Genomic DNA, 26,907 nt, shown 5'->3' with positions numbered 1-26,907 from the left:
CTCACGCGAACGTGCGCGCCTCCTGCCGGAACGCCGCCCCGGGGTGGGTCTCCGGCAGGCGCGCCCGCCCCTCGCCGAACAGGTGCTCGCGCAGCGTGCCGCCCGGCAGCTCATCCTTGATCACGCCTCGCCGCCGCAGCTCCGGCATCACCTTCTCGAAGAACAGGTCGTGCCCGCCGTCGGGATCGGGCTGCACCAGGAAGCCGTCGGCATCCGTCTCCTCGATGAGCGCGAGGGACTGGTCGACCGCCTGCTCGACGGTGCCGAGGAACGGCTTGCCCATGACGCCGTTCGCACGGAACTCCTCCAGGATCTCGCGCACCGTGGGCGCGTCGGGCCCGAGGAATCGTTCCACGTTGGTGCGGCCGTTGTCGGTGTCCGCGGCCCTCGCCGGCATCGGCTTGTCGAGATCGAGCGAGAGCAGGTCGATGCCCGTGAAGTAGGCGTAGGTCGTCGCGGCGAACTCGAGGGAGATCTCGGCGATCTGCGCCTCGTGGGCTGCGATCGCCTCCTCCTCGGTGTCGGCGACGCGGAAGGTCCCCGCGATCAGGCACTTCACGGCGTCGCGCCCGCGCCCCTTCGCCTCGGATCGGCGGCGGATGTCGCCGATCTGCTCGGCGAGCGCCTTCGACTCGGCGGCGAGGAAGACGGCCTCGGCGTACGTCGCGGCGAGCTCGCGGCCCGCGCTCGACGCCCCGGCCTGGAACAGCGTCGGTGTCACCTGAGGCGAGGGGGGCGTCACGAGCACGCCCCGCGACGAGAAGAAGGGTCCGTCGTGCACGACCTCCCGCACCCGCTCGGGGTCGGCCCACACCGCGGTCGCCGCATCCCGCACGAAGGCGTCGTCGGCCCAGCACCCCTCCCAGAGCTTCAGCGAAAGCTGCACGTGGTCGTCCGCGAGGGCGTACCGGTCGTCGTGCGGCATGAGTGGTTCGCCGAAGAGCAGCGCGGAGCCCGCCTGCGCCGACCCCGTGACGATGTTCCAGCCGATGCGACCCTTCGAGAGGTGGTCGAGCGTGCGGTACTGGCGGGCGACGATGGGGGGCTTCTCCGCCATGGTCGAGACCGTCGTGACGAGTCCGAGCGTGGAGGTCGCGGCGGCGAGCGCCGACATGAGCATCTGCGAGTCGACGGTCGAGAACTGCACGTCGCGCTCGACCGCCGTCGGCACCACCGTCCCGCCCAGAGTGGGGTAGCCGTACGAATCGGCCAGGAAGAGGAAGTCGGCCCCCACCGCCTCGCACTTCCGGGCCAGATCGATCCAGTAGTCGAGGTCGGTGAAGTTGGGCTCGTGCTCCCGCCCGGGGGTCTTCCACGTGCCGCGGGCGCGCCCGTTCTGGAACATCCCGATCGCCAGCTTCTTGGTCATGCGAACACGCTCCGCTCCGAAAGGTCGCGTCGATACGCGGCACCGGGATGCTCGGGGGCCAGGTGCGGCGACCCGCTTCCGGACAGCCGTTCGCGCAGGGTCATGGGGTGCCGGTCCGTCTCCACGAGGCCGCGTGCGCGCAGCTCCGGCATGACGAGGTCGAGGAAGCTGTCGAAGGTGCCCGTGTGGTCGGGCTGCACGAGGAAGCCGTCGGCATCCGTCGCCTCGATCGCCGCCTGCGCCTGATCGACGACCTGGCTCGCGTCACCGATGAACGGCGCCCCCATCACGCTGTTGCGCTGGAACTCCTCGAGGATCTCCCGCACGGTGGGAGCGTCCGGACCGAGGAACCGCTCGACGTTGGTGCGGCCCGTCTGCGTGAGGGCGGCGTCGACCTCCAAGGGCTTGTCGGGGTCCATCGCGGAGAGGTCGAGCCCCGTGAAGAAGGCATAGGATGCCGCGGCGTCATCGAGCGATCGCGTGCCGGTCGAGCGGTCGCGCAGGGCGCGGGCCTCGGCATCCGTCCCTGCGACGACGAAGGTGCCTGCGATCAGGCACCGGATCGACCGGGGATCCCGCCCGTACTCCTCGGCGCGCCGCCGGATGTCGGCGATCTGCGCCGCGAGCGCCGGCACCTCCGCGGCGAGGAAGACGGCCTCGGCGTAGCGCGCGGCCAGGTCGCGCCCGGGGGCGGAGGCCCCGGCCTGGAAGAGCATGGGGGTGCGCTGCGGGCCGGGCGGCACCGTGAGGATGCCGCGCGAGGAGAAATGCGGCCCGTCGTGCGAGATCTCGCGCACGCGATCGGGGTCGGCGTAGACGCCCGCCTCCCGGTCGACGACGAGGCCGCCCTCGTCCCAGCATCCCTCCCAGAGCTTCAGCGACAGGTCGACGTGGTCGGCGGCGATCTCATACCGCTTGTCGTGTTCGGTCATGGGCAGCCCGAAAAGGCGCGCGGAGGCGTTCTGCCCCGCTCCCGTGACGATGTTCCAGCCGATCCGGCCGTTCGTCATGTGGTCGAGCGTCGCCATCTTGCGCGCCACCATCGGCGGCTTCTCGACCGTCGTCGAGAGGGTCGTCACGAGCCCCAGGCGTTCGGTCACGGCCGCGAGAGCCGGGAGGATCATCGTCGGATCGGCCTTGGGGAACTGCACCCCGCCGCGCAGCGCCGTGGCGGGGATCCCCTCACCCACGACGGGGTAGCCGTAGTCGTCGGCGAAGAAGAGGAAGTCCACGCCGGCCTCCTCGCAGCGGCGGGCCATGGTGAGCCAGTGTCCCAGGTCGAGGAAGTCCGTCGCGGTGTTCTCGGGGAGCTTCCACGCCCCCATCAGGCCCGCGCACTGGAACATCCCGATCTTCCACGGAGCCGTCATCCGGCCACCCCCTGCACTGTAAGTGAACTGAACAGTTCAGACTGTACGAGGGGTTTGTTACGAGGGTGTCACCGCCGCGAGAAGCCTGGCGCACGTTCAAGGACGGGGCGGATGCCGAGGCGATACGCGTCGCGCAGCTGATCGGCCGGCACCCCCGACAGCAGGAGGAACTGCAGCCCGCGGAACAGGGCGATGATCTGCGTGGCGGCGGCCCGCGCGTCGCCCCCGTCGAAGCCCTCGGCGCGCAGCACGGCATCCACCTCCTCCACCCATTCACGACCCACGCGCTCGATGAAATCGCCCCACTCGTCGGGGTCGCGCATGGCGATGCCGAACCGCTGGAAGAACAGCCGCACGTAGGGGCGGCTCTCGGGGTCGGCGAGGTCGTCCCACGCCGCGATCAGACGCTCTTCGAGGTCGCCCGCGTCGCGGAGTCGGTCGAACATGTCGCGCAGGCGCGGAAACCGGTCGAACGCCACGAGCGCGGCCTCCCCGATCAGCTCCTGCTTCGAGCCGAAGTAGTACAGCAGCATCCGGTTGTTCGAGCCGATGGCCCGCGCGATCGCGCTGAGGCTGAGGTCGATGACGCCGTCGCGCAGGATCAGGTTGACGACGAGACCCAGCAGCCGCTGGCGCTCCGGTGTGCCGTCCACGACGCTCATTGTATGGCGCGCGATCGGGCCGAGGACGTCGCGGAACTCAGCGGGCCGCCACCGCCGGCGCCAGCACGGGATGCGCCGCGCCGAGGCGGTCGTTGCCGGGAGTCTCCGTCAGGCGGGCACGCAGGGAGTTCCCCGGCGCGCCGTCCCGCAGCCGGCCGCGCTCACGCAGGAGAGGCATGACGAGACGACCGAAGTCCTCGAGGTCGTTCGGCTCGAACACCGGCTCGATGAGGAAGCCGTCCAGGTCGGTGGTCGCGATGAGCGCCTCGATCTGATCGGCGATCTGCACGGGGTCGCCTACGATCCGGAAGCCGCGGGTTCCCCGGCCCCGCAGCTGGTCCAGGATCTCGCGCACGGTCGGCGCGTCCTCGCCCAGGAACCGCTCGATGTTGCTCGTGCCCATCTGGCCGACCGGGCCGCTGGCATCCATGATCTGCTGCAGCGTCCGATCGGGATCCAGCGCCAGGAGGTCGATGCCGGTGTTGCCCGCGTACAGGGAGGCGACGATCTCGTCGGTCTGCATCGCGTCGAACTCCGCCTCGTACCGACGGGCGTCCGCCTCGCTCTCGCCCACGAACACCGTCAGGCCCGCCATGAGCTTCACACCCTGCGGGTCGCGGCCCGCCTCGCCCGCCAGCCGGCGGATGTCCGCCACCGCCGCGGCGGTGCGGGCGGGAGTCGTCGCCTGCACGAAGACGCATTCCGCGTTGCCCGCGGCGAACGCGCGGCCGGCCGGCGAGGTCCCCGCCTGGAAGAGCACCGGTGTGCGCTGCGGCGAGGGAGGCGCCCCGAAGTAGCCGCGGGAGCGGTAGTGCTCGCCCTCGAAGCTCACGCGGTGCACGCCGTCGCGCCGCGCGAAGACGCCGGATGCCGCATCGCCGACGAAGGCGTCGTCATCCCACGCCGTCTCCCAGAATCGCGACGCGAGCTCGACGTACTCGGCAGCCATCTCGTAGCGCGTGTCGTGAGGCACCATGCTCTCGTGCCCGAAGACGTCGGCCACGGCGTTCTGCGAGGCCCCCGTGACGATGTTCCACCCGATGCGCCCACGGGTGAGGTGGTCGAGCGTGGCGAAGCGGCGTGCGAGCTGCACGGGGTGGTCCACGCCCGTCGACTGCGTCACGACGAATCCCAGCCGGTCGGTGTGCTGGGCGAGGATCGGGATCAGGTAGTCGGGGTCGGCCCCGGGGAAGTTGATGCCCTTCTCCACCGCGACCCGCGGAAGGTCGCCGTCGATGAGCGGGTACCCGTACCCGCCCGCGAAGAAGAGGAAGTCGAATCCGGACTCCTCGAGGATCCGCGCCATCCGGATCCAGTACGCGGGGTCGAGATACGACAGGCCCTCGCTGCGCGGGTGCGCCCAGCTGTACGTGCCGCCCACCTGGGGACCCATGACCTCGAAGACACCGAAGTGGAGCGTCTTGCTCATGCCGCGAGCCACCCGTCGATCCGCGCCTTGGCCGCGGCCTTGACGTCCGCCGGCGCGAGCGTCGTCTCGATCGACGTCCACGCGCACGCAGCGAGCTGCTCGTCGCTCAGGCCGAGGCTGGTGCGGCACAGTTCGTACTCGGAGAGGATGTCGGGCCCGAACAGGATCGGGTCGTCGGCGTTGATCGAGCAGCGCACCCCGGCATCCAGCAGGCGGGTCAGAGGATGCTCCCCGATCTCGGCGACGACCTCCAGGAGGACGTTGGAGGTGGGGCACACGTCGAGCGGAATTCCGCGCTCGGCCAGCTCGGCGACGAGCTCGGGATCTTCGACCGAGCGCACGCCGTGAAGGATGCGGTCGGCGTGGAGCACGTCCAGCGCCTCCCGCACCGACTCCGGCCCGACGAGCTCCCCCGCGTGCGGCGTGGACTGCAGCCCCGCGGCGCGGGCGATCGCGAACGGCTCGCCGAAGTCGGCGCACGGGAATCCGCGCTCGTCCGCCGCGAGCCCGAGGGAGACGACCCCCTCGCCGGCGAAGCGCGCCGCCGAGCGGGCGACCTCGATGGCATTGTCGAGGCCGGCGGTGCGATCGATCGTGGGCATGAACCCGAAGGCCACGCCGTGCGCGGCGGAGGCGGCGCGGGCGAGGTCCAGCATCTCGGCGAGCGCCGCGTCGAGCGAGCCGTAGCGCTCGGCGTAGAACCGGGGACTGACCCCCAGCTCCAGGTACGCGACGCCCTCCTCGGCCTGGTCCTCGAAGATCTGATCCATCAGGATGCCGAGGTGGTCGTCGTGATCCATCGCCGCGAGGAGCCCCCGATAGGTCGCACTGAACGCGGTGAACCCCTGGAAGCCGTTCGTCGGCGCGGGCTCGATGCCGAGCCTCTCGGAGAGCGCGACCAGGGTGGCCGGGCGCATCGCGGCCTCCATGTGCAGGTGCAGGTGCCCCTTGGGAAGCGCCCGCAGATCGCGCGTCGTGGACGAGGAGGGAAGTGTGTCGCTGAGGGTCATCGGTGTCTTTCTGGCGCTCGGGGGTTGGCGGGGGGGGTGGGGCCGCAGGGATGGACTCCGGCCCCACCCGGATCACTTCTGCAGGCTGGCGTGCGCCGCCTCCAGGTAGCTGAGGTCGATGTAGTCCGCGGGATCCGGCAGATCGGTGTACCCGGCGGCTTCGAGACCGGGGTACATGACCTCCCGCATCAGCTCGGGGTCCATCCAGAACAGGGGGTCGCCGTACTCGCCGACGACGAGGGGCTGCTGCAGCTCGTTCTCCCGCGTCTGCTGCACGAGATCGAGGCCGAGGTCGGCGCCGAACTCGTCGACGGAGAGCTGAGCGCCCACCGCGAAGTCCTCGCCGTTCTCCTCCCACCCGCGGATCGACGCCCGCAGGAACGCCTCCATGAGATCGCCGTTCTCCTCGACGTAGGCCGAGTCGCCGTAGACGACGTTGCCGTAGAGGGGCATGCCGAGCTCGGCGTAGAGGGTGACGACGTAATCGTCGGGCGACATCCCGTACTGCTCCTCGAGCATGATCGGCTGGTTCGTCGCGTACGCCGTGTAGGCGACGCCCTGACCCTCCACGAGGGGGGCGATGTCGAATCCGACCGGGATGAAGTCGTAGTCGGGCTCGAGCCCCGCGAGCGCGAACGCCGCGTCGTAGTTGATCTGCGTGCCCTCCTGCCCGAGCACCGTCTTGCCGACGAGGTCCTCGGCGGAGTAGACCGGATCCCCGGCGAGGGAGACGAGCGCGCCGGGGCTCTCCTGGAACAGCGCGCCGAGCGCCGTCCAGTCGTTGCCGTCGGCGAAGGTCTGCAGCCACTGCTGCGTGCTGGGCACGATGCCGAGGTCGGCGTCACCGGCGGCGACCGTCGCCATCGTCGTCGGGGCGTTCGGACCGCCGCCGATCCACTCGATGTCCAGCCCCTCCTCGGCGTAGTACCCGTTGGCGTCGGCGATCCAGAATCCCGCCCACTCGACGTTCTTGATCCAGCCGAGCGAGACGCGGATGGTCGTGAGGTCCTCCGAGACCTCCGAGGAAGCCGAATCGCCCGCCGAGCCGGCGCAGCCGGCCAGAGCGAGGGAGGTGACGAGGGCGAGGGACGACGCGGCGACGAGCCGGGAGCGGCGTCGGGAGCTGATGGGGGGCACGGGACTCCTTGGTGTGGTGGGTGGAGCGGGCGAGATGGAGCGGCGGATCAGGTGACGCGAGCGTCGACACGGCGCTCCAGTGCGCGCGCTCCGACGAAGACGAGGACGGAGGCCACGGTCGCGACGAGGGCGGTGCCCCACGCGCGTTCCATGTCCATGTAGCTGCGGGATTCCGAGAAGAGCGCACCGAGACCATTGGTGCCCATGAGGAACTCCGCGAGCATGGCCGCGAGCACCGCGCTGGGAGCGGTGATGCGCACCGAGATCATGAGGTTGGGCAGAGCGTGCAGGACGCCCAGGCGCGTGAGCACCTGCGCCTTGCCGGCTCCCATGACCCGGAAGAGGTCGCGACCGCTGTCGGGGATCGAGGCCAGGCCGGAGAGCGTGAAGACGAAGGCGGGGAAGAAGCAGATGAGGGCGGTGGAGGTGATCACCGCGGCATCTCCGTACCCCACGATCCGCGCGATGATCGGGATCATCGCCGTGATCGGGACCGAACGGATGACGAGGGCAGCGGGCGTCACGACGCCCGACAGCGCCGCCGACCACCAGACCGCGATGCCGGCGACGAAGCCGATCGCCGTGCCGCCGACGAGACCCCCGAGCGACACGCCGAGCGTGTACAGCACGGAGGGCACGTAGTCGCCGAACCCGGCAGCGACATCGGCGATGACGAACCACGGCCGGGGCGCCACCGTCGAGGTGTACCCGTTGAGCACGATCCACAGGTCCCAGGCCACGATGATGAGGGCGATCGGCCAGAGGTGCACGAGGCCCATGGCGAGGGTGCGGAGCCTGCTCATGCGAACCTCCGGAGGGCGAGTCGTTGGAGCTGGACGAAGACGAGGTACGCCGCGAGCGACATGATCGTCGCGGCGAGAGCGGCCGCCCACAGCAGGGCCATCTGGTAGTTCTGCATGGCGCTGACCAGGACCAGCCCCAGCCCCATCGGAGCCCCGAACCATTCGCCGATCGTCGCCCCGAGCACGGCCGCGGGAGCGCTGAGCGTCAACCCGTCGAAGAAGGCCGGCACCGCGCGAGGGAGCTGGAGCCGTGTCAGGCGCCGCATCCGCCCCGAACCGAGGACGGTGAAGACGTCCTCGTGCGCCGTGCTGGTGTGCGCGAAGCCCGACGTCATCGTGACGAACATGACGAAGCCGACGCTGAGCGCGGCGATGACCATCGGGGTGTCCTCACGTCCCACGGTCGTGATGAGGAGGGGCGCGAGAGCGATCGTCGGAACGGCGTGGAGGATCGCCGCGAACCGATCGAAGCCCGGCCGCAGCAGGGGGATCACGAGGGCCAGAGCCGCCCCGAGCACCGCGACCACGACTCCGAGGGCGAACCCCTCCGCCGCGGCGGCCAGCGTGACGAGGCTGTTGCGCCAGACGAGGCTGGCCCCGGCCGGAGTCGCGACGTACTGCGCGACGTCGGTCAGAGGCGGCCATGCCCTGCCTGCGAGCTCGAACTGCCCGATCAGCTCGGCGGCGAGGATCAGCAGCACGCTGCCGACCACCCCGTACACGACCTTCATCGAGGCGCGGGCGGTCGGCCTCACGCCGCGGCGCCCTCGGCGTGATCCAGCAGAGAGGTGAGCTCGTCCACGAGCGCGTGGAACTCGGGCGAGCGGGTCGTCTCGGCATCGCGCGGACGCGGGAAGTCCACCTTCTTGACCTCCCGCACGTGGCCGGGACGGCCCGTCATGACGATGATCCGATCGGCGAGGATGAGCGCCTCGTCGACATCGTGCGTCACGAGGATCGTGGTGATCTTCTCCTCGCCCCAGATGCGGGCCAGCTCGGCGTTCATGCGACGCCTCGTCACCGCATCGAGCGCGCCGAAGGGCTCATCCAGCAGCAGCAGATCGGGGCTGAGTGCGAGGGCGCGGGCGATGGACACGCGCTGCCGCATGCCCCCCGAGAGCTGCTTGGGCCGTGCCTTCTCGAACCCGGAGAGGCCGACGAGCTCGATCAGCCCGTCCACTCGCTCGTCGTCGACCCGGCGGCCGGCGACCTTGAACGGCAGCGCGATGTTCTGCCGGACCGACGCCCACGGGAGCAGCGCGTGCTCCTGGAAAGCCACGCCCAGACGGTGCTGGCGGGCGAGCTGACGCGGGTCGGCACCGAAGACGTCGACGCTCCCGCTGGTCGCCTCATCCAGCCCCGCGGCGAGCCGGAGGACGGTGGACTTCCCGCACCCGGACGGCCCGATGATCGCGACGAACTCGCCCTCTGCGATCTCGATGTCGACGTTCGCGAGCGCCTGCAGGGTCTTGCCGCGCCCGAGCGCGAAGGACTTGTCGGCTCCTCGGATGGCGACGGCCGGACGGGGCTCCGCATCGTCCGGGGCCGGGATCCCGCTTCGCGCCGGCAGAGCGGTGGGTGCGGTGAGAGTTGCAGCAGACGCCATCGGAGGGCTCCGTTCGGTCGGGCGTTCCTGATCGAGGCACCCGAAGCGCTTGCTGCTCCGCCCGAGTGAATTGGTTAGTTCAACCGTAGGAATCTCCTGTTTCGGTCGCGTGACGCGATCGTGCGCACCTTGTTACGTTCTGAGCCCCCCGCACGGCGCGGCAGGATGGAGCAATGGCAAGAGCTGACTTCTCCCGGATCACCGAGGCCGACCTGCGCGAGGCGGGGAGCCTGAAGTGGACGATGTTCCCCGACACCATCGGCGCGTTCGTCGCGGAGATGGACTTCGGCGTCGCACCCGCCGTCGCCGACGCCCTTAAGGAGGCCGTCGACCGCGGCGAGACCGGCTACCTCACGCCGAAGCGGGGAGCGCAGCTGGCGACCGCGGCATCCCGGTGGTACTCGACGTCGTACGGATGGGATGTACCGCCGGAGCGCGTCCACCACGTCCCTGACGTCATCGCCGCGTTCGAGCTGGCCATCGAGAAGTTCACTCCGGCGGGGTCGCCCGTCATCGTTCCGACGCCCGCCTACATGCCCTTCCTCTTCGTGCCCCAGCTGCGGGGCCGTGAGGTCATCCAGATCCCCGGCGTACTGGTCGACGGCCGCATGGGGATGGATCTCGACGCGATCGGCCGCGCGTTCGACGACGGCGCCGGCATGCTCGTCCTGTGCAACCCGCACAACCCCCTCGGCACGGTGTTCACCCGCGCCGAGCTCGAGGCCGTCGCGGCGCTGGTGGAGGTGAAGGGCGGACGGGTGTTCTCCGACGAGATCCACGCACCGCTCGTCTACGCTCCGGCGCGCCACATCCCCTACGCCTCGGTGTCGCCGGCGGCGGCGGGCCACACGATCACGGCGGCATCGGCATCCAAGGCCTGGAACCTCGCCGGACTCAAGTGCGCACAGCTCATCCTCTCCAACGACGAGGATGCCGCGGCGTGGGAGAAGCTCGGGATGCGGGCCGGCGTCGGCACCTCGACCCTCGGGGTGATCGCGAACATCGCCGCCTACGAGCACGGCCGGGGATGGCTGGAGGAGGTCACCGCCTATCTGGACGAGAACCGCCGGACACTCGTGGCCGACCTCGCCGCGGCGGCGCCCCTCGCCCGCGTGACGGTTCCCGAGGGCACGTACATCGCCCTCATCGACTTCCGCGCCTATCGGCTCGAGGGAGATCTCGGCGCGTGGTTCCGGGAGCACGCGAGGGTGGCGATGACCGACGGGGCCGCCTGCGGCGAAGCGGCAGTCGGTCACTGCCGCTTCGTGTTCGCGATGCCGCGCCCGCTCCTGCGCGAGGCCGTCGCCCGCATCGGCGCCGCCCTCGAAGCCCTGTCGTCGAGGCCGATCCCCGCGGCCGAGGGATGAGAAGCATCTCATTTCCACGTAGAGGTCATGCGGCCGCGGATTGACCGAAATCCGCGGATTGGGAGAGACTTGCGCTGCGCACCCGAGCGCATGAAGCCCTATCGGATGAGAACGGGCTCATCTTTCAGGAGGCCGATGACCACGCCGTCGAAGTCGCCCCCCATCCCCCACGATGACGACGCCGCGGGAGGAGCCGTTCCCGCGCTCGCACCGTCCTCTCCCCGGCCCGGGGCGGCCCTCGCCCTCTACTACGGCACCGATCCCCACCGCCTGAGGGCCTCGCTCGCACGCAGCGTCCCCACCGACGCTCTGGGCCGGTCGACACGCCACGTCCTCCTGGCCCTCACCGGGGTCCCCGATCCCGGTGACACCGACGGCATCCTCCCGAGGGACGAGAAGATCGCCTGCGCCGTACGCGAGCGCGCCCGCGGCAGGCCCGGGAAAGCGCTCGAGATCCTCCGCGAACACGTCGCGGTGCAGCGCGCCTCCGCCACCGTCGACGACTCGGACGGGTGGCATCCCTTCCTCGCCCTGCTCCGCGGCAGCACGGCTATGTTCGCCGGCGACCTCGTCGATGCACAGGCCCATCTCACTCGCGCACGCATGTGGCACGTCGCGCCGGAGCTGCGCATCATCCACCGGCACGCCCACGCCCTCTCCGCCCTGCTGCACGCCGTGGTCGGCAACCGCGCGGTGGCGCTCGGCGAACTGAAGTCGCTCGATCAGGTCCCCGTCACCGGGTCCTGGGTCGAGGCGGAGATCGCCGCGGCGAAGTCCCTGTGCCTCTCCGCGCTCGAGGCCGGCGACATCGACCGCCGCACCTCCCCGTCGATGCCCCTGTCGGATCTCCGGGAGCTCTGGCCCTTCGCCGCCGTCGTCTACACGCAGCCGCATCTGGAGCAGGGACACTTCGTGGATGTCGAGGCGACGCTCGAGAGCATCGAACGGGCCGGCTGGCCCGGAGTGGACACCAGCGACGGGCTCCCGGGGTCGGTGGTGCCGCTCCTGAGAGCCGGCATCGCCCGCGCGCGAGGAGACCTGCTCGGCGCCGCGCGGGCTCTCGGCCGCGCGGATCCGCGCTGCTGGGAAACCCGGTCGGCGCGGACCCTGCTGCTCCTCGATACCGGCGAGCTCGGCCGCGCACGAGACTCCGCCGAGGAACTCCTCCGACGCGCGACCGGGATGCGGCGTATGCGCCTCACCGCCCTCGGCATCCTCGCGGCGTGCGCGCTCCGCACGAAGGACTCGGACGCGGCCGACCACCATCTCGGGGCGCTCTGTTCGCAGTCCATGCCCCTCAGCCCCAGCGAGTGCGGCCTCCTGCCCGCCGACGTCGCGGCGGCGCTGGATGACCGGGCGTCGTCGCCCACAGTCGAGTCGCCGGGCGAATCGAACCCGGGCGCCGTCACTCCCGGGGAGCGTGCGCTTCTCACGCTGCTCGAGACCGGGGCCACCCGCGCCGAGATCGCTGCGGCTCTCTTCGTCTCGGTGAACACCGTCAAGACCAGGCTCCGCCTGCTCTACCGCAAGCTCGGCGCGTCCTCCGCGGCCGAGGCCCTTGCCCATGCACACCGCCGCGGCGACCTCTGAGCGGATCGGGCCCGCTCACCGGGGTGAAGGTCGGGTGAGGCGGCGGTTTTTCGTCGGCTGCGCCGGCCGCTCCGTCTACCGTGGGGGGGTGCGAGGTCTATCGCCCGCCACCGTCGTCCCCAGCGACGGGTGCCGACGCAGTCCCCAATGCCCGGTGCACGGCGGGTCCTCGCGCTCGGGCCCCCTCGAGACGCTCGTTCCCCAAGAGCGCGTCTCGAGGGGGCCACCTCGAGCAGCCACGGACCCGAACCGCTTCCCCACTGGGGTCGAGGAGTACCGGTGATCACCCGAGGTCATTCGCTCAGCTGGCTGGAGCTCTTCGAGGACGCTGTGCTGTCACAGGCAGACCTCCTCGGAGAGCTCGACGCGCGCAACGACGACGGCGATTTCGCAGAGAACGTCCGACAGGGGCTCGTCTTCACGCGCGAATACCTGGCGCTCCTACCCGCAGACGGAGCGCGCGCACCGTTCCTCGCCCTCGGCCGCGGCTTCCTCGAGGTGGGCAGCATGGGCGGCGCGCTTCTGGGAATGGTCTTCCACGCGATCTCGCGGGGCTGCCGCGGAGACGACGACCTCACTCTCTCCCAGCTGGCGGCCGCGGTGCGGACGGCGAGTGCGACGGTCGCCCGGCGCACGGGCGCTACGCTCGGCCAGAAGACGCTCCTGGACGCGCTCCTCCCGGCCGACTGGGCGCTCGCGTCGGCCGTCTGCGCGGGCGCCGACGGCGCCACCGCGCTCGATCAGGCGGCCGCCGCGGCCGAGTCCGGCGCACGGGCCACCGGAGCGATGCCCAACGTCTACGGCGCATCGGCCCGCAGGGGAGTGCCGGATGGCGGCGGGGCCTCCGACCCGGGCGCCGTGACGGTGGCGCTGTTCTTCGCAGCGGGGGCGCACGCGCTCGGCCGGAGGCAGGGCGCTCCGGTCTGACCCGACCACAGGCGCGAGAACTCACGACGCCGAAACGTCAGGACCTTTCGTCGGCGCCTCGTCCGAAGCCGTCTCGCGGGCGCGACGGCTCATATCATCTGATCCCGCGGGGGTGGGGGCTGCCGGCCCGATACCACCCGAATCGACAGCCCCCGCACGTGACCGGCACGAGTCGAAGCCTGCTCCCCCAAGAGCCTCGGCCTTTCGTGATGTCAGTCCAATTCAAGCGGATATGACGCCGCGATCGCACCACCCGCCGTGAACGGATCAGCCGAGCTGCTTCTGCGCCCGCTTGACGGCGCGCCGGAACTTCTTGCTCGCACGCTTGCGGATCTTCTTCACCGTGCGGTCGTTCCACACCGACCCGGCGGCGTCGCGGACGGCGTCGTACTGCGCCCGTCCCTGACGGGAACCGGCGAGGAACGCGGCGATCACGATGACCGTGAGCGCGGCGAGGATGAATGCCTTCTTCATGACGGAGTGTCCTTCCTGAGGCGGTCCGACCACGCTAGGTGGCGGGCGCCCGGCGCCGCCGGGGCTGGCGGATGCCACCCGGATGCGCTACACCGCGCAGCGGGTGCGGCTCACCCCAGGCCGCTCAGCCGGTGGAAGCGCTGCTGCTGATAGACGAGGGGATGGGCGTCGTGATCCACGCTCAGGCCATGCACCTGCATCACGACGATGCGGTGGTCGCCCGCCGGGGTGGTCGAGAGCACCTCGCAGTCGAGCCACATCGTGGAGCCGTCGACGAAGAGAGCCCCGGCATCCGTCGCCGTCGTGGACAGCCCGGCGAACCGGTCGCGGCTGCGGGAGGCGAGCTGGAGGCAGGCGTCGGCGTGATCGCCGCCGAGGATCGACACCCCCAGCCGGCCCGCGCCCTCGAGCACGGGCCAGGTGGTGGAGGCGTTCTGCACCGAGAACATGACCATCGCGGGGCTGTAGGACACGCCCACCGAGAAGGACGACGCGACCATGCCGACCGGGGACCCGTCGACCACGGCGCAGATCGCCGCGACGCCGGAGGGGAACCGTCCGAACGCCCCCCGCACATGCGCGGGCTCGTCGCTTACGGCTGTCAGGGATCGAGACGGCGGCGCGGTCTGCGCGGGGTGCTCGACGAGATCGGAAACGAAGCTCATGGGCAGACTCCTTCGACGGATGGCGCACGGGGCGACCAGGCGATCCGGTGGGGATCGCACCGACGGAGGACAGCCGAGCCGCATCTGCCGGTACGCACCGGTGGGAAAGATGCCCCCGAGGTCTTGTGTCTCGGATGGGTCCGCAGCGGCTCACGCTGCCCCGCCAGTATGTCCGCGAGCGATTACGCCACCGTGACCCCGAGGTAACGGGAGTGTTGCGCGGTCACCGCGCCTCGTCGAGCACCGTCTTCATCTCAGGCAACCCGAACTGGTCGGCGATCTGCGCGGCCGTCGGCACGCTGAGATCCGGATCGCCTCCAGCTCCGAGCAGGGCGCGCAGCGTATCGACATCGCGGCGGAACACGGCGCACGCGATCGCCGTCTGACCCGCCTGGTTGACCGCGTTCACATCCGCTCCGCGCCGGAGGAGATCGGCGACCGTCTCGCTGTGCTCGGCGTACGTGGCGACGATGAGCAGCGTGTCCCCCCGCGCGTTGCGCGTGTTCACAGGCACACCGGTGTCGATCATCTCGGCCAGCGGGCCGGTACGTCCTTCGCGCGCGAGTGCGAACGTGCCGTCGATGACCTCAGCGCTCAGGTGCGCCCCGGGGTTGCCGTCGCTCATCGTGCCATTCTGGCGCCCCGCCGCGTGCGGCGCATCCCAGCGCCCCGATCGCCGACCGCGTTGTGCGCATAGGGCCCGCGGAGTATCGTCCCCGGCATCCACGATGATGTGGATGAAATCTGGGGTTGGGGAACACCATGGTCGGATTCACGGTGCATGCGGAGCGCGCGCGGGGCAGCGCGCCAGAGGCGACACGACGCTCGGCGCCGCCGTTCGAGCCCTCGCGACGGCCGTTCGTGCCGCGGATGCTGTGGGGGACGGGGCAGGAACGCTGCGCCGAATGCGGCAGCACGCTCAGCCCGGGGGCGGCCTACCGCCTGTCCGCCAGGGCGGTCTACTGTTCGCCCGAGCACGCGGAGCAGGATCTGCGAAGCTGAACTCGCCCTCCCGGCGGTCATTCCGCAGTACGCACGCGTTCAGCGTCTCTTCACGCAAATGAAACATCCGGGGTTGGCATATCCTGCGATCTTCCTGAATACTGGAACGCGGAGGGGGCTGACCCGCTGGGGGTCTTGGCCGGCTGGGCTTCATGTTTCCCCGAGACCGTCGAAGTGGGGGCTTCGTGGTCTCAGTGCATACATCACGCTGACCACATACGCAGACCAAGGGAATTCACAACATGAAGCTCACGATGAAGAAGGCAGCCGCCGCATTCGCCCTGGCCGGTGCCCTCGCGCTGGGCGCTCCTGCTGCTGCCAGCGCCTACGTCCCGAGCGGCAGCATCAGCGGCCCGTCGACCGTCGCACCCGGCGGTACCGGCACCTTCAGCTTCGCCGCCGGCGTCTTCGACGCGGGCGCCACCGTCACCTTCACGATCACGGGTGAAGGCGCGAGCGGGGTTACCCTCGCGTCGATCGTCAAGACCGCGATCGAGACGAAGAGCTACACGAAGCCCGCCAACGCGGACGGGTCCGCGTCGGTGCAGGTGACCCTGCACCCGCAGGCGACGGGCACCTACACGCTCACGGCGACCGACGGCAACGTCTCCACGCCGAACATCACGATCACCGCCGCGGCCGCGGCCGGCGGCTCGGGCGGCGACGCCCTGCCCGACACCGGCACCGACAGCGCGCTCATGCTCGGCCTCTGGGTCGGCGGCGGTGCCCTGCTGCTCGCCGGTGGCGCGATCGTCGTCGCCACGACCGTCCGCCGTCAGCGCCAGCACGCGGCCTGACACCGGCTCCACGAAGGCCCCGCACCGCTACGGCGTGGGGGGCCTTCGTCGTGCGCGGCGGGCACCGCCACCGGGATAGGATTCCGGCAACCCGGCGACGACGCCTCCCACGACCCGCGGAGGGCGAATGCACACACCGTACGAGCAGCCGCGACGTCCTGCGTCACAGGTCTCCCGCGGACTCGCGGTGGGCACGCTCGTCGTCTATGTCGCGACCCTCGGTCTCATCGCCCTGTGGCCGACCCACATCGACGCACCGTTCTCCCCGCACATCGCATGGCTCCTCGAACGCGTGCCCCTCCTGACATACAACCGTCTCGAGTTCGCCGCGAACATTCTCCTGTTCGTGCCGTTAGGCTTCCTGCTCGCGGTGCTGGTGGCACCCCGCTGGCGATGGACGATCCCGCTCGCCGCCCTCGCGGTGTCGGCCCTCATCGAGGGGTGGCAGGCGCTTGGGCCCGGCCGCACGTCGACGCTGCTGGATGTCGCGGCGAATGCCGCCGGGGGCGTGCTGGGGCTCGTGATCGCCCTGATCGCCCTTCCCCGTCGCCGATGATCCTCAGACGCCGGATGCCGCGACCGTCGAGGTCAGGGGCACCGCTCCCGGGCTGGCCGTGACGAGGATCGGCTTGTGATCGGACAGCCCCTGTGGGAGCGTGCGGACGCCCTCGATGTCGAACCCGACCGAGGTCGCGAAGTCGTAGTGACCGCGGAAGAACCGGTAACGGGTGTAGGTGCGGGCGTCGCTGAGGTTCAGTTCGTACCCCTGCTCCCTCACCTTCTGCCCGAGGTTCTCCTTGAAGACCGGGTAGTTGTAGTCGCCGACCATGAGGGCCGGTAGCCCGGGGCCCATCTTCTCGAGCTCGACGAGCGCCGTACGGATCTGGTGCCGGCGAAGCGAGTTGAGTGCCGTGAGAGGCGCCGCGTGGAAGGAGGCGACGATGATCTCGCGGCCCGCGTCGATATCCAGCAGGCGCACTCCCAGCACGCGTTCCTCGGCCGGCTTGAGCACGCGATCGTGCAGGGACTTCTTCACCGCCAGCGCGCGCACATCCAGCGCCCGGAACCCGTTCGCGCGGTAGTACACGGCGAGCCCCAGCCGGTTGCGCGCCGTGGCCTCCGCGAGACGGAGCCCGTGGATCTCGTGCGGGATGCCTGTCGAGTCGCACTCCTGCAGACACAGCACGTCCGGATCGTGCCGGTCGGCGAGCGACGCCAGCTCGCGGGCGGCCCGGTGCTTGCGAAGGTTGTACGAGATGACTCTCATGGCATATCGAGCGTACGCCCACGTCGTTACGGCGAGGTGTCTCGGCCGCGTCCGGTCGCCCTTTCACCGCCGCCTCCCAGGCCGCGGCTTCCTGGGGTGCGGCAAGAAGCCTGTCTGCCGGACGAGGCTCGAGCGGCGTAGCATCACTATCGAGAGAGTTATCCTCGGCGACCACTATCCCCCCTGTGCCGCCGAACGCACTTTCGATTGCCCTCTACGGACACCCGCGTATTCCCCCCGACGCACCGTAGGGGGCGTTCTTCATTCCGCATGTTCGCCCGGAACCGCGTGTCGCTGCCCGCCTACTCGACATATAGCGCCGTTTCTCCCTAAAATGCTGACGGGGAGAGAATTCTCCGGTTGGCGCTGTCCCCAGCAGCGTGCGCGACACGGTCCCCAACGCGTCGCCCGCAACCGACTCTCCCGCAGTGGCCCCCTCGAGATGCCCGTTCCCCAAGAGTGCACCCCGAGGGGGCCACCTTCGTCAGCGCAGGGCGCTCGCGCGCGTCGACGCCGGCCATTCGAACAGCCACCCGACCAGAGGCGCCCGCGTGCGCAGCATGGCGAAGAGCGTCCCGACCACCATCGCGGCGCCGACTCCGATCATCCAGACCGCCCACGCCGCCCTCCACCCCGCCGCCGCGATGAGGAGCGAGTCGAGCATCCAGATGAGCGTGTAGTGGGTCACGTAGAACACGATCGAATTCCGCCCCACGTACTCGACCGGCATCGGCGCTCGGCCGAGCGCCTTCCCCGGCAGTACCGTCGCCACAGCGACGATGAGGCCCACCACCCCCCACGCGTAGGCCGGTTCGTAGCGCACCTGAACGCCGGCGACGCTCATCGCCGATACGGCGACAGCGGCCGCCAGACCGGCACCGATGGCGAGCCTGCGGATCGGCGCCGACCATCGCACCGGTCCCCTCCTCGACCACGCCCACCCGAGCAGGAAGAAGGCGAGGAGGAACAAGAAGCGCGACATCCGGTAGTCCTCGGGCGCGAAGCCCGAGGCGAGCATGGCCACAAGAGCCGGCCACAGGGGCGGGACTCCCGCGCGTGCCAGCAACCACGCGAGCGCGTAGTACGCCAGCAGGAACCACAGATACCAGAGGTAGGTGGGCGGGAAGAGGAGAATGTTGGGCACGAGCGAGAGCGTGAATGTCCCCGTGACGACGAGGAAGATGACCGACCACAGCAGGTAGGGCCAGCCGATCGCACGAAGCTTCCCCATGGCGTAGGCGCGGGTCGGCTTGGACAGCGCTCGCGGGACCAGGATGCCGGAGAGGAACATCAGTAGCGGCATCCGGAACGGCGAGACGATGTCGTCGAATGCGCTCAGCGCAGGTGGCACCGTGAGCCCGAAGTCCGCCACCCACGTCATGGAATGGTGCATCACGACGAGGAGGATGGCGACCCCCCGGGCCTGATCCATCCACCGCAAACGCTCCCCCAGCTCCCCCATGCCCCCACCCTACGGACAACCCTCGCGTTACGGAAGGTTTGACCCTCCCGTGAGGTGAGGGTGACAGGGATTCACCCCAGTTCGCGCCGTGCGCGCGTCTGGGTCGCGCGTTCCGCGAGGAGATCCGATGCGGGGTAGCCCACCTCGGCCAGGGTGAGTCCCCGGGCGGCGAGCACCGGAAAGGCGCTCGATCGAGTCCCCTCGTCGCGGAGGCGCGCGGCATCCTCGACGTCCAGGCGCCCCTCTCCGATCGCCGCGCACACGCCGACGAGGGCGCGCACCATGCTGTGGCAGAAGGCGTCGGCCCGCACCTCGGCCTCGAGCACGCCGTCGGGCAGTCTCCGCCAGGTGTAGTCCAGCAGTGTCCGGATCGTCGTGGCCCCCTCTCGGGGGCGGCAGTAGGCCGCGAAGTCATGAAGCCCTCGAAGGCTGGATGCCGCGGCATCCATCGCAGCCGCGTCGAGCGACGCCCGCACCGAGGTGGTGTCATGACGGCGGAGCGGATCGTAGCCGGAGGCCGCATCGGCGATGCGGTAGACGTAGCGCCTCCAGACGGGCGAGAAGCGGGCGTCGAACCCCTCGGGGGCCGCGGTCGCGGCACGCACCGTCACGTCGGAGTACGCCCCGAGCACCCCCCGGAGGCGATGCGCGAGCTGATCGAGCGGGGGACGCGTGTCACGAGGGCGGTGGAGTCGCTCGATGTCATCGGGGGCGACATCGACGTGCGCGACCTGCCCTGTGGCATGCACGCCGGCATCCGTGCGTCCGGCAACGACCAGGCGCGGCGCGGCCGGGCTGCGCAGCACCCGCTGCAGCGCGGTCTCGAGCGCTCCCTGCACCGTCCGCAGGCCGGGCTGGCGCGCCCACCCGGCGAAGTGCGTGCCGTCGTAGGCGATGTCGAGGCGGATCCGCACGCCGCCAGCCTACTTGCGCTTGCCCGACCCGCCGCATGCTTCCGCCCGGCGGGTATCCCCCGGTGTCGGCAAGGACGACGAGGCCCATCACGCGTGCGGCCGCGTCCTCATTCCGGCGATCGATGCGGTGGGGAGGGCGCTGCGGATCGTCGGCCCCTGACTTGTGTCCTGTCCGCACGTGAGGCAGGGTGAGAGATGCCGTGCGCGGGCGCGTGACACGGCAGGGGCTGGGGGGACGCATGGTGGGGCATGCTTGCGCGAGCGCGGGTGGGGACCGATGAGGTTCCGCCGTCTGCTGTACCTCGCGACGTTCCTGATGGTGCCGGCGCTCAGCGCCGTCACGCCCCTCATCGCCATCCCGGCGATCACGAGCACTGCGGGCGCGCGCGGGTGGGAGGCCTACGCGCTCGGCCTATCGATCGGATCCGCGGCCTGCGTCATCATCGAGCTGGGCTGGCCGCTGACCGGACCCCAGCGGGTCGCCGCGGAGCCGCCGGGACGGCGCTGGGCGACCCTGGTCTCGTCGGTGCGCACTCGACTGCTGGCCCTGCTGGTGCTCGCTCCGCTGGCCGTGCTCGTGGCGATCGCGCTCACCCGGATCACCGGCGCGTCCTACACGATCACGGCGGCCCTCATGGCGGCGGCGAGCGCCGCGACGGGCCTGTCGGGCAACTGGTACTTCACCGGCGTCGGGCGCCCGCTGCGCATCCTCACCTCCGACGCGCTTCCGCGTGCGCTCCTCGTCGTCGCAGGATCGATCGCGGTCGTGAACGGGGCGCCGCTGCAGACGATCCCCGCGGCGTTCCTCATCGCCGTCCTCTTCAGCCCCATCGCGAGCCTCCTGCTGGCGCGTCACGAACGGGAAGGGCCGACGCGTTTCCGCCTGCGCGACGATATCGCCACGATACGAGGTCAGCTGACCGCGATGAGCGGGCGGTCGATCGCCGCGCTGTACGCCGCGCTGCCCATCACGCTCGTGGGGATCTTCGCCCCCTCCGCGCTTGCCGCGTTCGCCGCTGTGGAGCGGCTCATGCGGATGTCGCTGACGATTCTGCAGGCCGTTCCCAACGCCCTGCAGAACTGGCTCGGCCAGGCGCGCGACCCCGCCGAGATCCGCCATCACGTGCTCACCGTGATCAAGCTGAACTCGGCGCTGGGCCTCGTGTGCGGCGTCGGCTTCGCGGTGCTCGCCCCATGGATCAGCTCGATCCTGTTCACGGGCACGGTGGCGGTCGATCCGCTGCTCGCCGCGGCGTCCGGCACCGTCCTCGCCCTGGTCTGTCTGACCCGCGCCACGGGTCCCCTCGGCCTCATCCGATACCGGAAGATCCACGCGGTGACGGTCTCCGCCGCGGCCGCCGCCGCCGTGGGCGTGCCCGCCATCTGCGTCCTCGCGGTGTTCTACGGAGCCGTGGGGGCGGCCCTCGGCGGGGTCCTCGCCGAGGCGACGGCGGCGGCGGTGCAGATCGTGGTGCTCGCGCGCGTCATGCGGCGACGCACCTGAGCGCGCCGGTCCGGCTCATGGCTGCGAGTCGGCGTTGCCGGCGGCGTCGGCAGCGTCGCGGCGAGCGGGCGCGGGGTCGGCGACGCTCGCTCGCCAGCTTCCCATGACCTGCGCATGCTCGTCGCCGCGCCGGACGACACGGCCGATGACGAGCGCGACTCCCACGCCCACGACCAGCCAGACGACGAGCACGAGAGCGACAACGACCAGGAGTTCCACGCGTACCCGCCCTCGAGACCCTCGCGGATCCGAGCGGACCAGCGCCGTCATCCTATCGGCCGAACCCGTTCACGGTGGTGAACCCGCGCCCAACCCTCTAGCATGGGAAGAGTTGGCCGCCTGGGGAGGGGGCCGCGTCGGGGAGTATCGAGACACGTCTGGGGGCGTTCGATGGCATACGGGGGCAACTGGGAAGGCGGACGCGTCGTCGTCCGTTCGGAGACGGTGGATTCCGAGCCCGCCCGCACCCAGAATGCGGGCCCGGCCGAACCGGTGGTCGCGCCCGCCGGCGGCGGGGGACGTCGCATCAACCGGCGCGACGCGCTGCGTCTCGGACTGTTCGGACTCGGCGGCGTGATCATCGGAGGGCTCGGCGGATTCGCCCTCGGCCGCTCGACGGCTCCGTCGGCGACCGCACCGCACCCCGTGAGCGGTGCGCCGGAGCGCGCCGGGCTGGCATCCGCCGCCTTCCCGATCACGATCGGCGCCGACGCGCGCTCGCTCGTGGACAGCGAAGGCCGCCACTTCCTCTACCTCGCCGACACCCCCTGGAACGCCATCAGCCGGATGACGCGCGAGTCGTTCACCACGCTCGCCACCGCGCGCAGTGAAGGCGGATTCACCGCCCTGCAGATGTCGGTGCTCGACTTCGACCCCCGGGCGCAGAACGCCTACGGCGAGCGCCCCTTCGCCGAGCGCGGCGACCTTGCGGAGCCGCTGAGGGGCGAAGCCGACTATTGGACGCACGTCGAGTGGTGCGTCGACGAGTGCGCCCGCCTGGGACTGGTGGCCTGTCTTGTCCCGAGCTGGTACGGCGGATGGGGCGATGCGTGGCGGGGGTACGTCACCGAGGACAACGCCGCCGCCTACGGCACCTTCCTGGCGGACCTCCTGGGTGACCGCCCCAACGTGTGGTGGCTGCTCGGCGGCGACAACGATCCCACCGACGAGGGCGAGGCCACGTCGGGCGTCCCCGGCGGCCTCTCGCGCGGTCCGGTGGTCGCGGCGACCATCCAGATGGGCCGAGCGCTCTACGAGGGACAGTCCGTTCCTCAGCTGATGTCCTATCACACGGCCCGCGAGATGACCGTCGAGGAGCACTTCGGCGACGAGGCGTGGTATCAGCTGTCGGCGGCGTACAGCGGCGCCGACCCCGCACCGTTCGTCCGCGCGGAGTTCGACCGCAGCACCGTGCGCCCCGTCATCCTGTGGGAGTCCTACTACGACGGCCGTGACAGGGAACCCCTCCTCGACCGCCGGGAGGTACGCGCTCAGGCCTACCACGCCTTCCTGTCCGGCGCCGCGGGCGCCGCATACGGCCACGAGGACGTCTGGCCGGTGACCGAGGAGTGGCCGGCGGCGCTGGCGGCCGGCTCCGCCGAGGACGTCCGCGTCCTCAGCACGCTGCTCGCCGCTTTCGTGCCCGGCGTGCTCGAGCCGCTCGGAGCCGAGTCGGGCCTGCTTCCCGACGGTCACGGCACGCCCGGCACCGCTTCGGCCGTGGCCGTGGCCGCACTGCCCGACGGGGCGGGCGCCATGGCCTACTTCGGCGAGCCGCGCTCGACCATCACGATCGACACCACCGCTCTCGATGCCGACGCCACCTTCGCCATCCGCTGGTTCGATCCGGCGACGGGAGAAGAGTTCTTCGTCGCAGACGACCGCGCGGGCGAGCACGTCGTCGTGAGTTGGCCCTCGACCTGGAGCGACGCGGTTCTGCTCGTGCGGCGCTGACCTGGGCGGCCGGGGCGCCGCCGGCGACGCGGGGAGGGGGGATGCGCCGCCGGCGACGGTTCTAGGAGACGAGCGCGTCGCTACGACGCCCCGCCATCGCCTCGTACAACGCGATGGACGTCTCGCCCAACCGCGCGTCGGAGAGTCTTTCGCGCTGCACCTCGATCGCCCGCTCCGCCATCCGAGCACGCTCGGCGCGATCACTCACGAGGCGGGCGACGGCGTCGGTGAGCGCGGCGGTGTCGTCACACAGCACTCCGGTCTCGCCGGGGATGACGACGTCGCGGTTGCCGACGATGTCGGTCGCGACCGCCGGCAACCCCATCACCTGGGCCTCCATGAGCGAGATCGGCATGCCCTCCCAGCGTGACGGGAAAAGGAAGATGTCGGATGCCGCGAGCCGCGCCACGACGTCGCTGTGCGCCAGCCACCCCGTCACGGTCACGGGGGCATCGCCGATCCACCGGCGGCGCTCCTCGGGCGTGCCATCCCCGATCCAGACGAACTCCGCCTGCTCGCCGAGGCTGCGTGCGATCTCGGCGAAGCGGTCGGGCGCCTTCTGCTCCATCAAGCGTCCCGATGCGATCACGACGGGTTGCCCCGCGGAGCCTTCCGCACGGGGCAGGCCCGCGACGGGGATTCCGTTCTGCAGAACATGCACGTCGCCGTCTGAGCGCCCGAGCCGTTCACGCGTCACGCGCGCCTCGGAGTCGGACACCAGGATCAACCCGTCGCAACGGGCGCGCAGCACCCGCTCGATCGCCGCCGCAGCGCGGTTGGAGAAGGCCGAGCCATCCCCGCGAAGGAACGCCCAGCCGTGCGGCGAATAGGCGATGACGTCCGCCTGCCGCCGGATAGCGGGAGAGAGGCGCCCGGCGAACCCCGCGAACGTCGAGTGCAGGTGCACGACATCGGCACCGTCCCGGGTCGCGACGACGACGGCGCGGCGCAGCCCGTCGACGGCGCGGATCCGACCGCGATAAGGCACCTCGACCCGCGTGACCTCGGCGGGGAAGCGCTCGTCGAGCTGCGCCTCCGGTGGCACGGACGGCTTCCGGGGGTACACGACGAGGACGTCGTGCCCCAGCGCAGCCTGCTTCGCCGACAGTGCAGCGACCGCCGCGAGCACGCCCCCCACGAGGGTCTCCGTGACGTGGACGATCTTCACCGGGTCTCCTTCACGACGGCATCCGCTCGCTCTTCGCCGTCGCGGCGAACAGCGCCAGGAACAGGGGCAGCTGGGGCGTGATGTGCCTCAGATACGAGCCGTAGTCGGGTTCGAACGCGGTCTGCACCATGAGGAACGCGAGCAGGAATGCCAGCGGCAGCACGGCGCCGGTGCGCGTGCCGACGATGAAGCGGATCCTGCCGATCGCGAGCGCCCAGCACACCGCCATGAACGTGCCCGCCAGCAACTGCACGACATCGCCCGAGAAGATCATCCAGACGGGGAACGCGATCCACAGCATCATCGCGACGGCGTTCACCCACTGCGTAGGGATCGCCAGGCCCGGCACGAGGTCGTCCAGCTGCGTCGAGCGATCGTAGTCGAGCACCGTGTTGATGTCCGTGCGGAAGAACGTGAACGGCACGCCCATCACGAACTGGAATGCCACGACGAGGGCGAGAAAACCGACGAGGATCACCGGAATGAGCATCCACGCCGACTTCACGGCGGGAAGCACGAACCGGAACACGAGATAGAGCGCCACGACGAGGTACCAGTACTGGCGTACGTACGTGGCGTACAGGAGGGCGAGCGCGATCCAGGCGACCTCGAGCTTCCACGAGCGCCGCGCGGCGAGGAGCAGGATCGCCAACGGGAGGACGAAGAACTCCTTCGAATACTGCGAGAGATATACGCCGCCGAGAAGGAGCGAGCCCGCCGCGAGGCCGATCGCGGGGAAGGACATGCGCGGAATCGTGCGCCACCCGACGCCCACCACGACCGCCGCGGCGAAGACGAGGTAGGCGAGGATCGGAAACACCTCGGGGATCGACCCGAGGCCCGTCACCCGGTAGAGCCAGCCGGTGGTTCCATAGGAGCTCGGCCCGTCCGACTGCAGCTCCCCGGTGATGAATCTGCGGATGATGAATTCGTCGAGGAAGAGCTTCGCGGGAAGCATCGAGTGGCTCCGCCACGCGATGAAGGCCCCCGCGACGAGCGCGACGCTCACGAGCCAGTACTTCACGGCATCCAGCGGCATGCCGCTTCGAGCATCGTGCAGGGGGGCGCGGGTGGGCTCCCTGACGAGGCTCATGCGACACGCTCGACAGGCGCCGCCTCGGCCGGGACCACGCCCGCGGCCTCCCGGACGAGGGCGGAGAGGGTGTCGGCGGATGCCGCCCAGTCGAAGGCGCGCACCCCTTCCCGTCCTGCCCGGGCGAGCTCGTCCCGCATCCCGGCGTCGCCGTGGAGCTGCGCCACGGCCGCGGCCAGCGCCGCCGGGTCGCCGGCGGGCACGAGCAGCGACCCGCCGATCGCGCTCGCGAGCTCGGTCTGTCCAGGCACCCGCGTGACGATGCTCGGGGTGCCCGCCGCGGCGGACTCGATGATCTTGAACGGAGACACGCCGGTGGCGCTCGCCGCTACGTCGTGCCGCGTCGCCAGGGTCATCTCGGCACGGGCGGCGGCACGGGCCACCTCGTGCTTGGGACGCCGCCCCAGGTACGTCACGCGTGGGTCGTCGCACGCGCGCACGGCGGGCGCCATCTGCCCGTCGCCGATGACGTGGAGGTCGAGGTCGCCCGGCCATGAGGGGTCGGCGAGCGCATCGAGGATCGTGTCGATGCCCTGCCACGACGCCATGTTCCCGAAGAACAGCGCGTGGGGCGGCGTCGAGGCGCCGCCGTCCCGTTCTGCCCGCGCACGCTCCGCATCGAACTGCGCGACGTCCGCGCCGTTGGGGATGACGGTGACGCAGTCCCGGCCGTCGTCGCGGACGCTCGCGACCCATTCGGCGAGCCCCTCGCTCGGCGTGACGATGCGCGTCGCCTGCCGGATCGAGGACAGCGCCAGACGGGTGAACCAGGGCGCGCGACGCGTCCACGGATTCGAGTCGTACATGTCGTCGAGATTGCCCTGCACGAAGATCACCAGCGGCAGCCCGCGGCGCGTGAACCGGCCGCTCACGAGCGCCACGAACGGGCTCCAGCGCGCGAGCAGGACACCTCGGGGCCGGATCATCCGCCCCCGGACCACCACGGAGGCGAGCCGGAAGATCTTCCGCAATGCTCCCGGCACCCACCGCGGCCCCTCGCGCCAGACCGTGACGACGCGCACGCGGAAGTGCGGATCGGCCAGCCGAGCGAGGGTCCCCCGCGTGTGAGCGCCGGCCGCCGTGTAGTCGGCCGCCAACTCGGCGCAGAAAAGCGTGAGCGGCAAACCGCCCGGAGCGCTAGCGCCCTCGATCGTCCCCAACGATCGCATGACTCATCCCCCATCATGAGTGTGCGTGGGCCCCATGCTAGCCATCTCGGGCCCACCTTGCGCAACGTCTTCGCGCAAATGGCTCGTACGACGCGCCGTCGAATGTGTCCGCGGGGTGGCTTCCGAAGACCGATGGCGCTATACATGACTGAGCGACGTCGTCGGGGGG

26 protein-coding genes are annotated in these 26,907 nt (G+C 70.7%); 7 read left to right on the top strand and 19 right to left on the bottom strand.

What is annotated here, in order from left to right; genetic code table 11:
* Window position 1: 1 nt before the first annotated feature.
* From ACIGCK_RS13745 to ACIGCK_RS13705, 9 genes are all read right to left on the bottom strand, one after another.
* A complete protein-coding gene (locus tag ACIGCK_RS13745; RefSeq protein WP_396666813.1) occupies window positions 2-1,369 on the bottom strand; it encodes an NtaA/DmoA family FMN-dependent monooxygenase in 1,368 nt (455 codons plus the stop codon).
* The gene (locus tag ACIGCK_RS13740; RefSeq protein ID WP_396666812.1) at window positions 1,366-2,739 is read right to left on the bottom strand and encodes an NtaA/DmoA family FMN-dependent monooxygenase; all 1,374 of its coding nucleotides are present in this window, start codon (window positions 2,737-2,739) and stop codon (window positions 1,366-1,368) included. Before ACIGCK_RS13740 ends, ACIGCK_RS13745 begins: the two co-directional genes overlap by 4 nt.
* Window positions 2,740-2,807: 68 nt before the next feature.
* A complete protein-coding gene (locus ACIGCK_RS13735; RefSeq protein WP_396666811.1) occupies window positions 2,808-3,392 on the bottom strand; it encodes a TetR family transcriptional regulator in 585 nt (194 codons plus the stop codon).
* A gap of 46 nt (window positions 3,393-3,438) precedes the next feature.
* Window positions 3,439-4,830 (bottom strand): NtaA/DmoA family FMN-dependent monooxygenase, encoded by a 1,392-nt coding sequence (locus ACIGCK_RS13730; protein ID WP_396666810.1) that lies wholly within the window; start codon window positions 4,828-4,830, stop codon window positions 3,439-3,441.
* A complete protein-coding gene (add, locus tag ACIGCK_RS13725; protein ID WP_396666809.1) occupies window positions 4,827-5,840 on the bottom strand; it encodes an adenosine deaminase in 1,014 nt (337 codons plus the stop codon). Before add ends, ACIGCK_RS13730 begins: the two co-directional genes overlap by 4 nt.
* Window positions 5,841-5,912: 72 nt before the next feature.
* Entirely contained in the window at window positions 5,913-6,977 is a 1,065-nt protein-coding gene (locus ACIGCK_RS13720) for an ABC transporter substrate-binding protein (protein ID WP_396666808.1), read from the bottom strand.
* A 47-nt stretch (window positions 6,978-7,024) separates the two neighbouring features.
* Window positions 7,025-7,780: an ABC transporter permease gene (locus ACIGCK_RS13715; protein ID WP_396666807.1), complete on the bottom strand. Its 756-nt coding sequence runs from the start codon at window positions 7,778-7,780 to the stop codon at window positions 7,025-7,027.
* A complete protein-coding gene (locus ACIGCK_RS13710; RefSeq protein WP_396666806.1) occupies window positions 7,777-8,535 on the bottom strand; it encodes an ABC transporter permease in 759 nt (252 codons plus the stop codon). Before ACIGCK_RS13710 ends, ACIGCK_RS13715 begins: the two co-directional genes overlap by 4 nt.
* A complete protein-coding gene (locus ACIGCK_RS13705; RefSeq protein ID WP_396666805.1) occupies window positions 8,532-9,386 on the bottom strand; it encodes an ABC transporter ATP-binding protein in 855 nt (284 codons plus the stop codon). Before ACIGCK_RS13705 ends, ACIGCK_RS13710 begins: the two co-directional genes overlap by 4 nt.
* A 173-nt stretch (window positions 9,387-9,559) precedes the next feature.
* Here ACIGCK_RS13705 and ACIGCK_RS13700 point away from each other — a divergent pair, with 173 nt between their 5' ends.
* The 3 genes from ACIGCK_RS13700 (at window position 9,560) to ACIGCK_RS13690 (ending at window position 13,270) form a co-directional block, all read left to right on the top strand.
* Window positions 9,560-10,753 carry a MalY/PatB family protein gene (locus ACIGCK_RS13700; protein ID WP_396666804.1) on the top strand — a complete coding sequence of 398 codons (1,194 nt, stop codon included), beginning with the start codon at window positions 9,560-9,562 and terminating at the stop codon, window positions 10,751-10,753.
* A 135-nt stretch (window positions 10,754-10,888) separates the two neighbouring features.
* Window positions 10,889-12,343, top strand: coding sequence for a LuxR C-terminal-related transcriptional regulator (locus ACIGCK_RS13695; RefSeq protein WP_396666803.1), 1,455 nt, complete (start codon window positions 10,889-10,891; stop codon window positions 12,341-12,343).
* Window positions 12,344-12,622: 279 nt separating this feature from the next.
* The gene (locus ACIGCK_RS13690; protein ID WP_396666802.1) at window positions 12,623-13,270 is read left to right on the top strand and encodes a DAK2 domain-containing protein; all 648 of its coding nucleotides are present in this window, start codon (window positions 12,623-12,625) and stop codon (window positions 13,268-13,270) included.
* Window positions 13,271-13,537: 267 nt separating this feature from the next.
* On the opposite strand, the gene ACIGCK_RS13685 is transcribed toward ACIGCK_RS13690, so the two are convergent.
* The 3 genes from ACIGCK_RS13685 to ACIGCK_RS13675 all read right to left on the bottom strand — a co-directional run bounded on the left by ACIGCK_RS13685 (window position 13,538) and on the right by ACIGCK_RS13675 (window position 15,034).
* On the bottom strand, window positions 13,538-13,744 hold the full coding sequence (locus ACIGCK_RS13685; RefSeq protein WP_396666801.1) for a hypothetical protein: 207 nt from the start codon (window positions 13,742-13,744) through the stop codon (window positions 13,538-13,540).
* Between the two features lie 110 nt (window positions 13,745-13,854).
* The gene (locus ACIGCK_RS13680) at window positions 13,855-14,409 is read right to left on the bottom strand and encodes a flavin reductase family protein (RefSeq protein ID WP_396666800.1); all 555 of its coding nucleotides are present in this window, start codon (window positions 14,407-14,409) and stop codon (window positions 13,855-13,857) included.
* Between the two features lie 223 nt (window positions 14,410-14,632).
* Window positions 14,633-15,034: an ankyrin repeat domain-containing protein gene (locus ACIGCK_RS13675; protein ID WP_396666799.1), complete on the bottom strand. Its 402-nt coding sequence runs from the start codon at window positions 15,032-15,034 to the stop codon at window positions 14,633-14,635.
* 631 nt (window positions 15,035-15,665) lie between these two features.
* Between ACIGCK_RS13675 and ACIGCK_RS13670 the strand changes: the two genes are divergently transcribed.
* Window positions 15,666-16,208, top strand: coding sequence for a hypothetical protein (locus tag ACIGCK_RS13670; protein ID WP_396666798.1), 543 nt, complete (start codon window positions 15,666-15,668; stop codon window positions 16,206-16,208).
* A gap of 127 nt (window positions 16,209-16,335) precedes the next feature.
* Window positions 16,336-16,764, top strand: a complete 429-nt coding sequence (locus tag ACIGCK_RS13665) for a VanZ family protein (RefSeq protein WP_396666797.1) — start codon at window positions 16,336-16,338, stop codon at window positions 16,762-16,764.
* Between the two features lie 3 nt (window positions 16,765-16,767).
* Here ACIGCK_RS13665 and ACIGCK_RS13660 read toward each other — a convergent pair whose 3' ends face one another.
* From ACIGCK_RS13660 to truA, 3 genes are all read right to left on the bottom strand, one after another.
* The gene (locus ACIGCK_RS13660; protein ID WP_396666796.1) at window positions 16,768-17,475 is read right to left on the bottom strand and encodes an endonuclease/exonuclease/phosphatase family protein; all 708 of its coding nucleotides are present in this window, start codon (window positions 17,473-17,475) and stop codon (window positions 16,768-16,770) included.
* 484 nt (window positions 17,476-17,959) lie between these two features.
* Window positions 17,960-18,937 (bottom strand): acyltransferase family protein, encoded by a 978-nt coding sequence (locus tag ACIGCK_RS13655; protein WP_396666795.1) that lies wholly within the window; start codon window positions 18,935-18,937, stop codon window positions 17,960-17,962.
* A 71-nt stretch (window positions 18,938-19,008) separates the two neighbouring features.
* The gene (gene truA, locus ACIGCK_RS13650) at window positions 19,009-19,851 is read right to left on the bottom strand and encodes a tRNA pseudouridine(38-40) synthase TruA (RefSeq protein ID WP_396666794.1); all 843 of its coding nucleotides are present in this window, start codon (window positions 19,849-19,851) and stop codon (window positions 19,009-19,011) included.
* A gap of 277 nt (window positions 19,852-20,128) precedes the next feature.
* Between truA and ACIGCK_RS13645 the strand changes: the two genes are divergently transcribed.
* Complete coding sequence (locus tag ACIGCK_RS13645; protein WP_396666793.1) at window positions 20,129-21,355, top strand: hypothetical protein; 1,227 nt, start codon at window positions 20,129-20,131, stop codon at window positions 21,353-21,355.
* Window positions 21,356-21,370: 15 nt separating this feature from the next.
* On the opposite strand, the gene ACIGCK_RS13640 is transcribed toward ACIGCK_RS13645, so the two are convergent.
* On the bottom strand, window positions 21,371-21,574 hold the full coding sequence (locus ACIGCK_RS13640) for a hypothetical protein (protein ID WP_396666792.1): 204 nt from the start codon (window positions 21,572-21,574) through the stop codon (window positions 21,371-21,373).
* 171 nt (window positions 21,575-21,745) lie between these two features.
* Between ACIGCK_RS13640 and ACIGCK_RS13635 the strand changes: the two genes are divergently transcribed.
* Window positions 21,746-23,308, top strand: a complete 1,563-nt coding sequence (locus ACIGCK_RS13635) for a DUF4038 domain-containing protein (protein WP_396666791.1) — start codon at window positions 21,746-21,748, stop codon at window positions 23,306-23,308.
* Between the two features lie 61 nt (window positions 23,309-23,369).
* Here ACIGCK_RS13635 and ACIGCK_RS13630 read toward each other — a convergent pair whose 3' ends face one another.
* The 3 genes from ACIGCK_RS13630 to ACIGCK_RS13620 are packed head-to-tail and all read right to left on the bottom strand — an operon-like array spanning window position 23,370 to window position 26,693.
* Complete coding sequence (locus ACIGCK_RS13630) at window positions 23,370-24,476, bottom strand: glycosyltransferase (protein WP_396666790.1); 1,107 nt, start codon at window positions 24,474-24,476, stop codon at window positions 23,370-23,372.
* A 10-nt stretch (window positions 24,477-24,486) separates the two neighbouring features.
* Entirely contained in the window at window positions 24,487-25,569 is a 1,083-nt protein-coding gene (locus ACIGCK_RS13625) for a hypothetical protein (RefSeq protein ID WP_396666789.1), read from the bottom strand.
* Window positions 25,566-26,693 (bottom strand): glycosyltransferase family 4 protein, encoded by a 1,128-nt coding sequence (locus ACIGCK_RS13620; RefSeq protein WP_396666788.1) that lies wholly within the window; start codon window positions 26,691-26,693, stop codon window positions 25,566-25,568. The genes ACIGCK_RS13625 and ACIGCK_RS13620 overlap by 4 nt, the downstream gene beginning before the upstream one ends.
* Window positions 26,694-26,907 lie beyond the last annotated feature (214 nt).

Origin of the sequence: Microbacterium sp. NPDC078428 (genome assembly GCF_044542535.1) — a bacterium.
Lineage (GTDB): Bacteria > Actinomycetota > Actinomycetes > Actinomycetales > Microbacteriaceae > Microbacterium > Microbacterium limosum.
The sequence above is the reverse complement of the archived record's forward strand: the minus strand, read 5'-3'. Positions and strand labels throughout refer to the sequence as shown.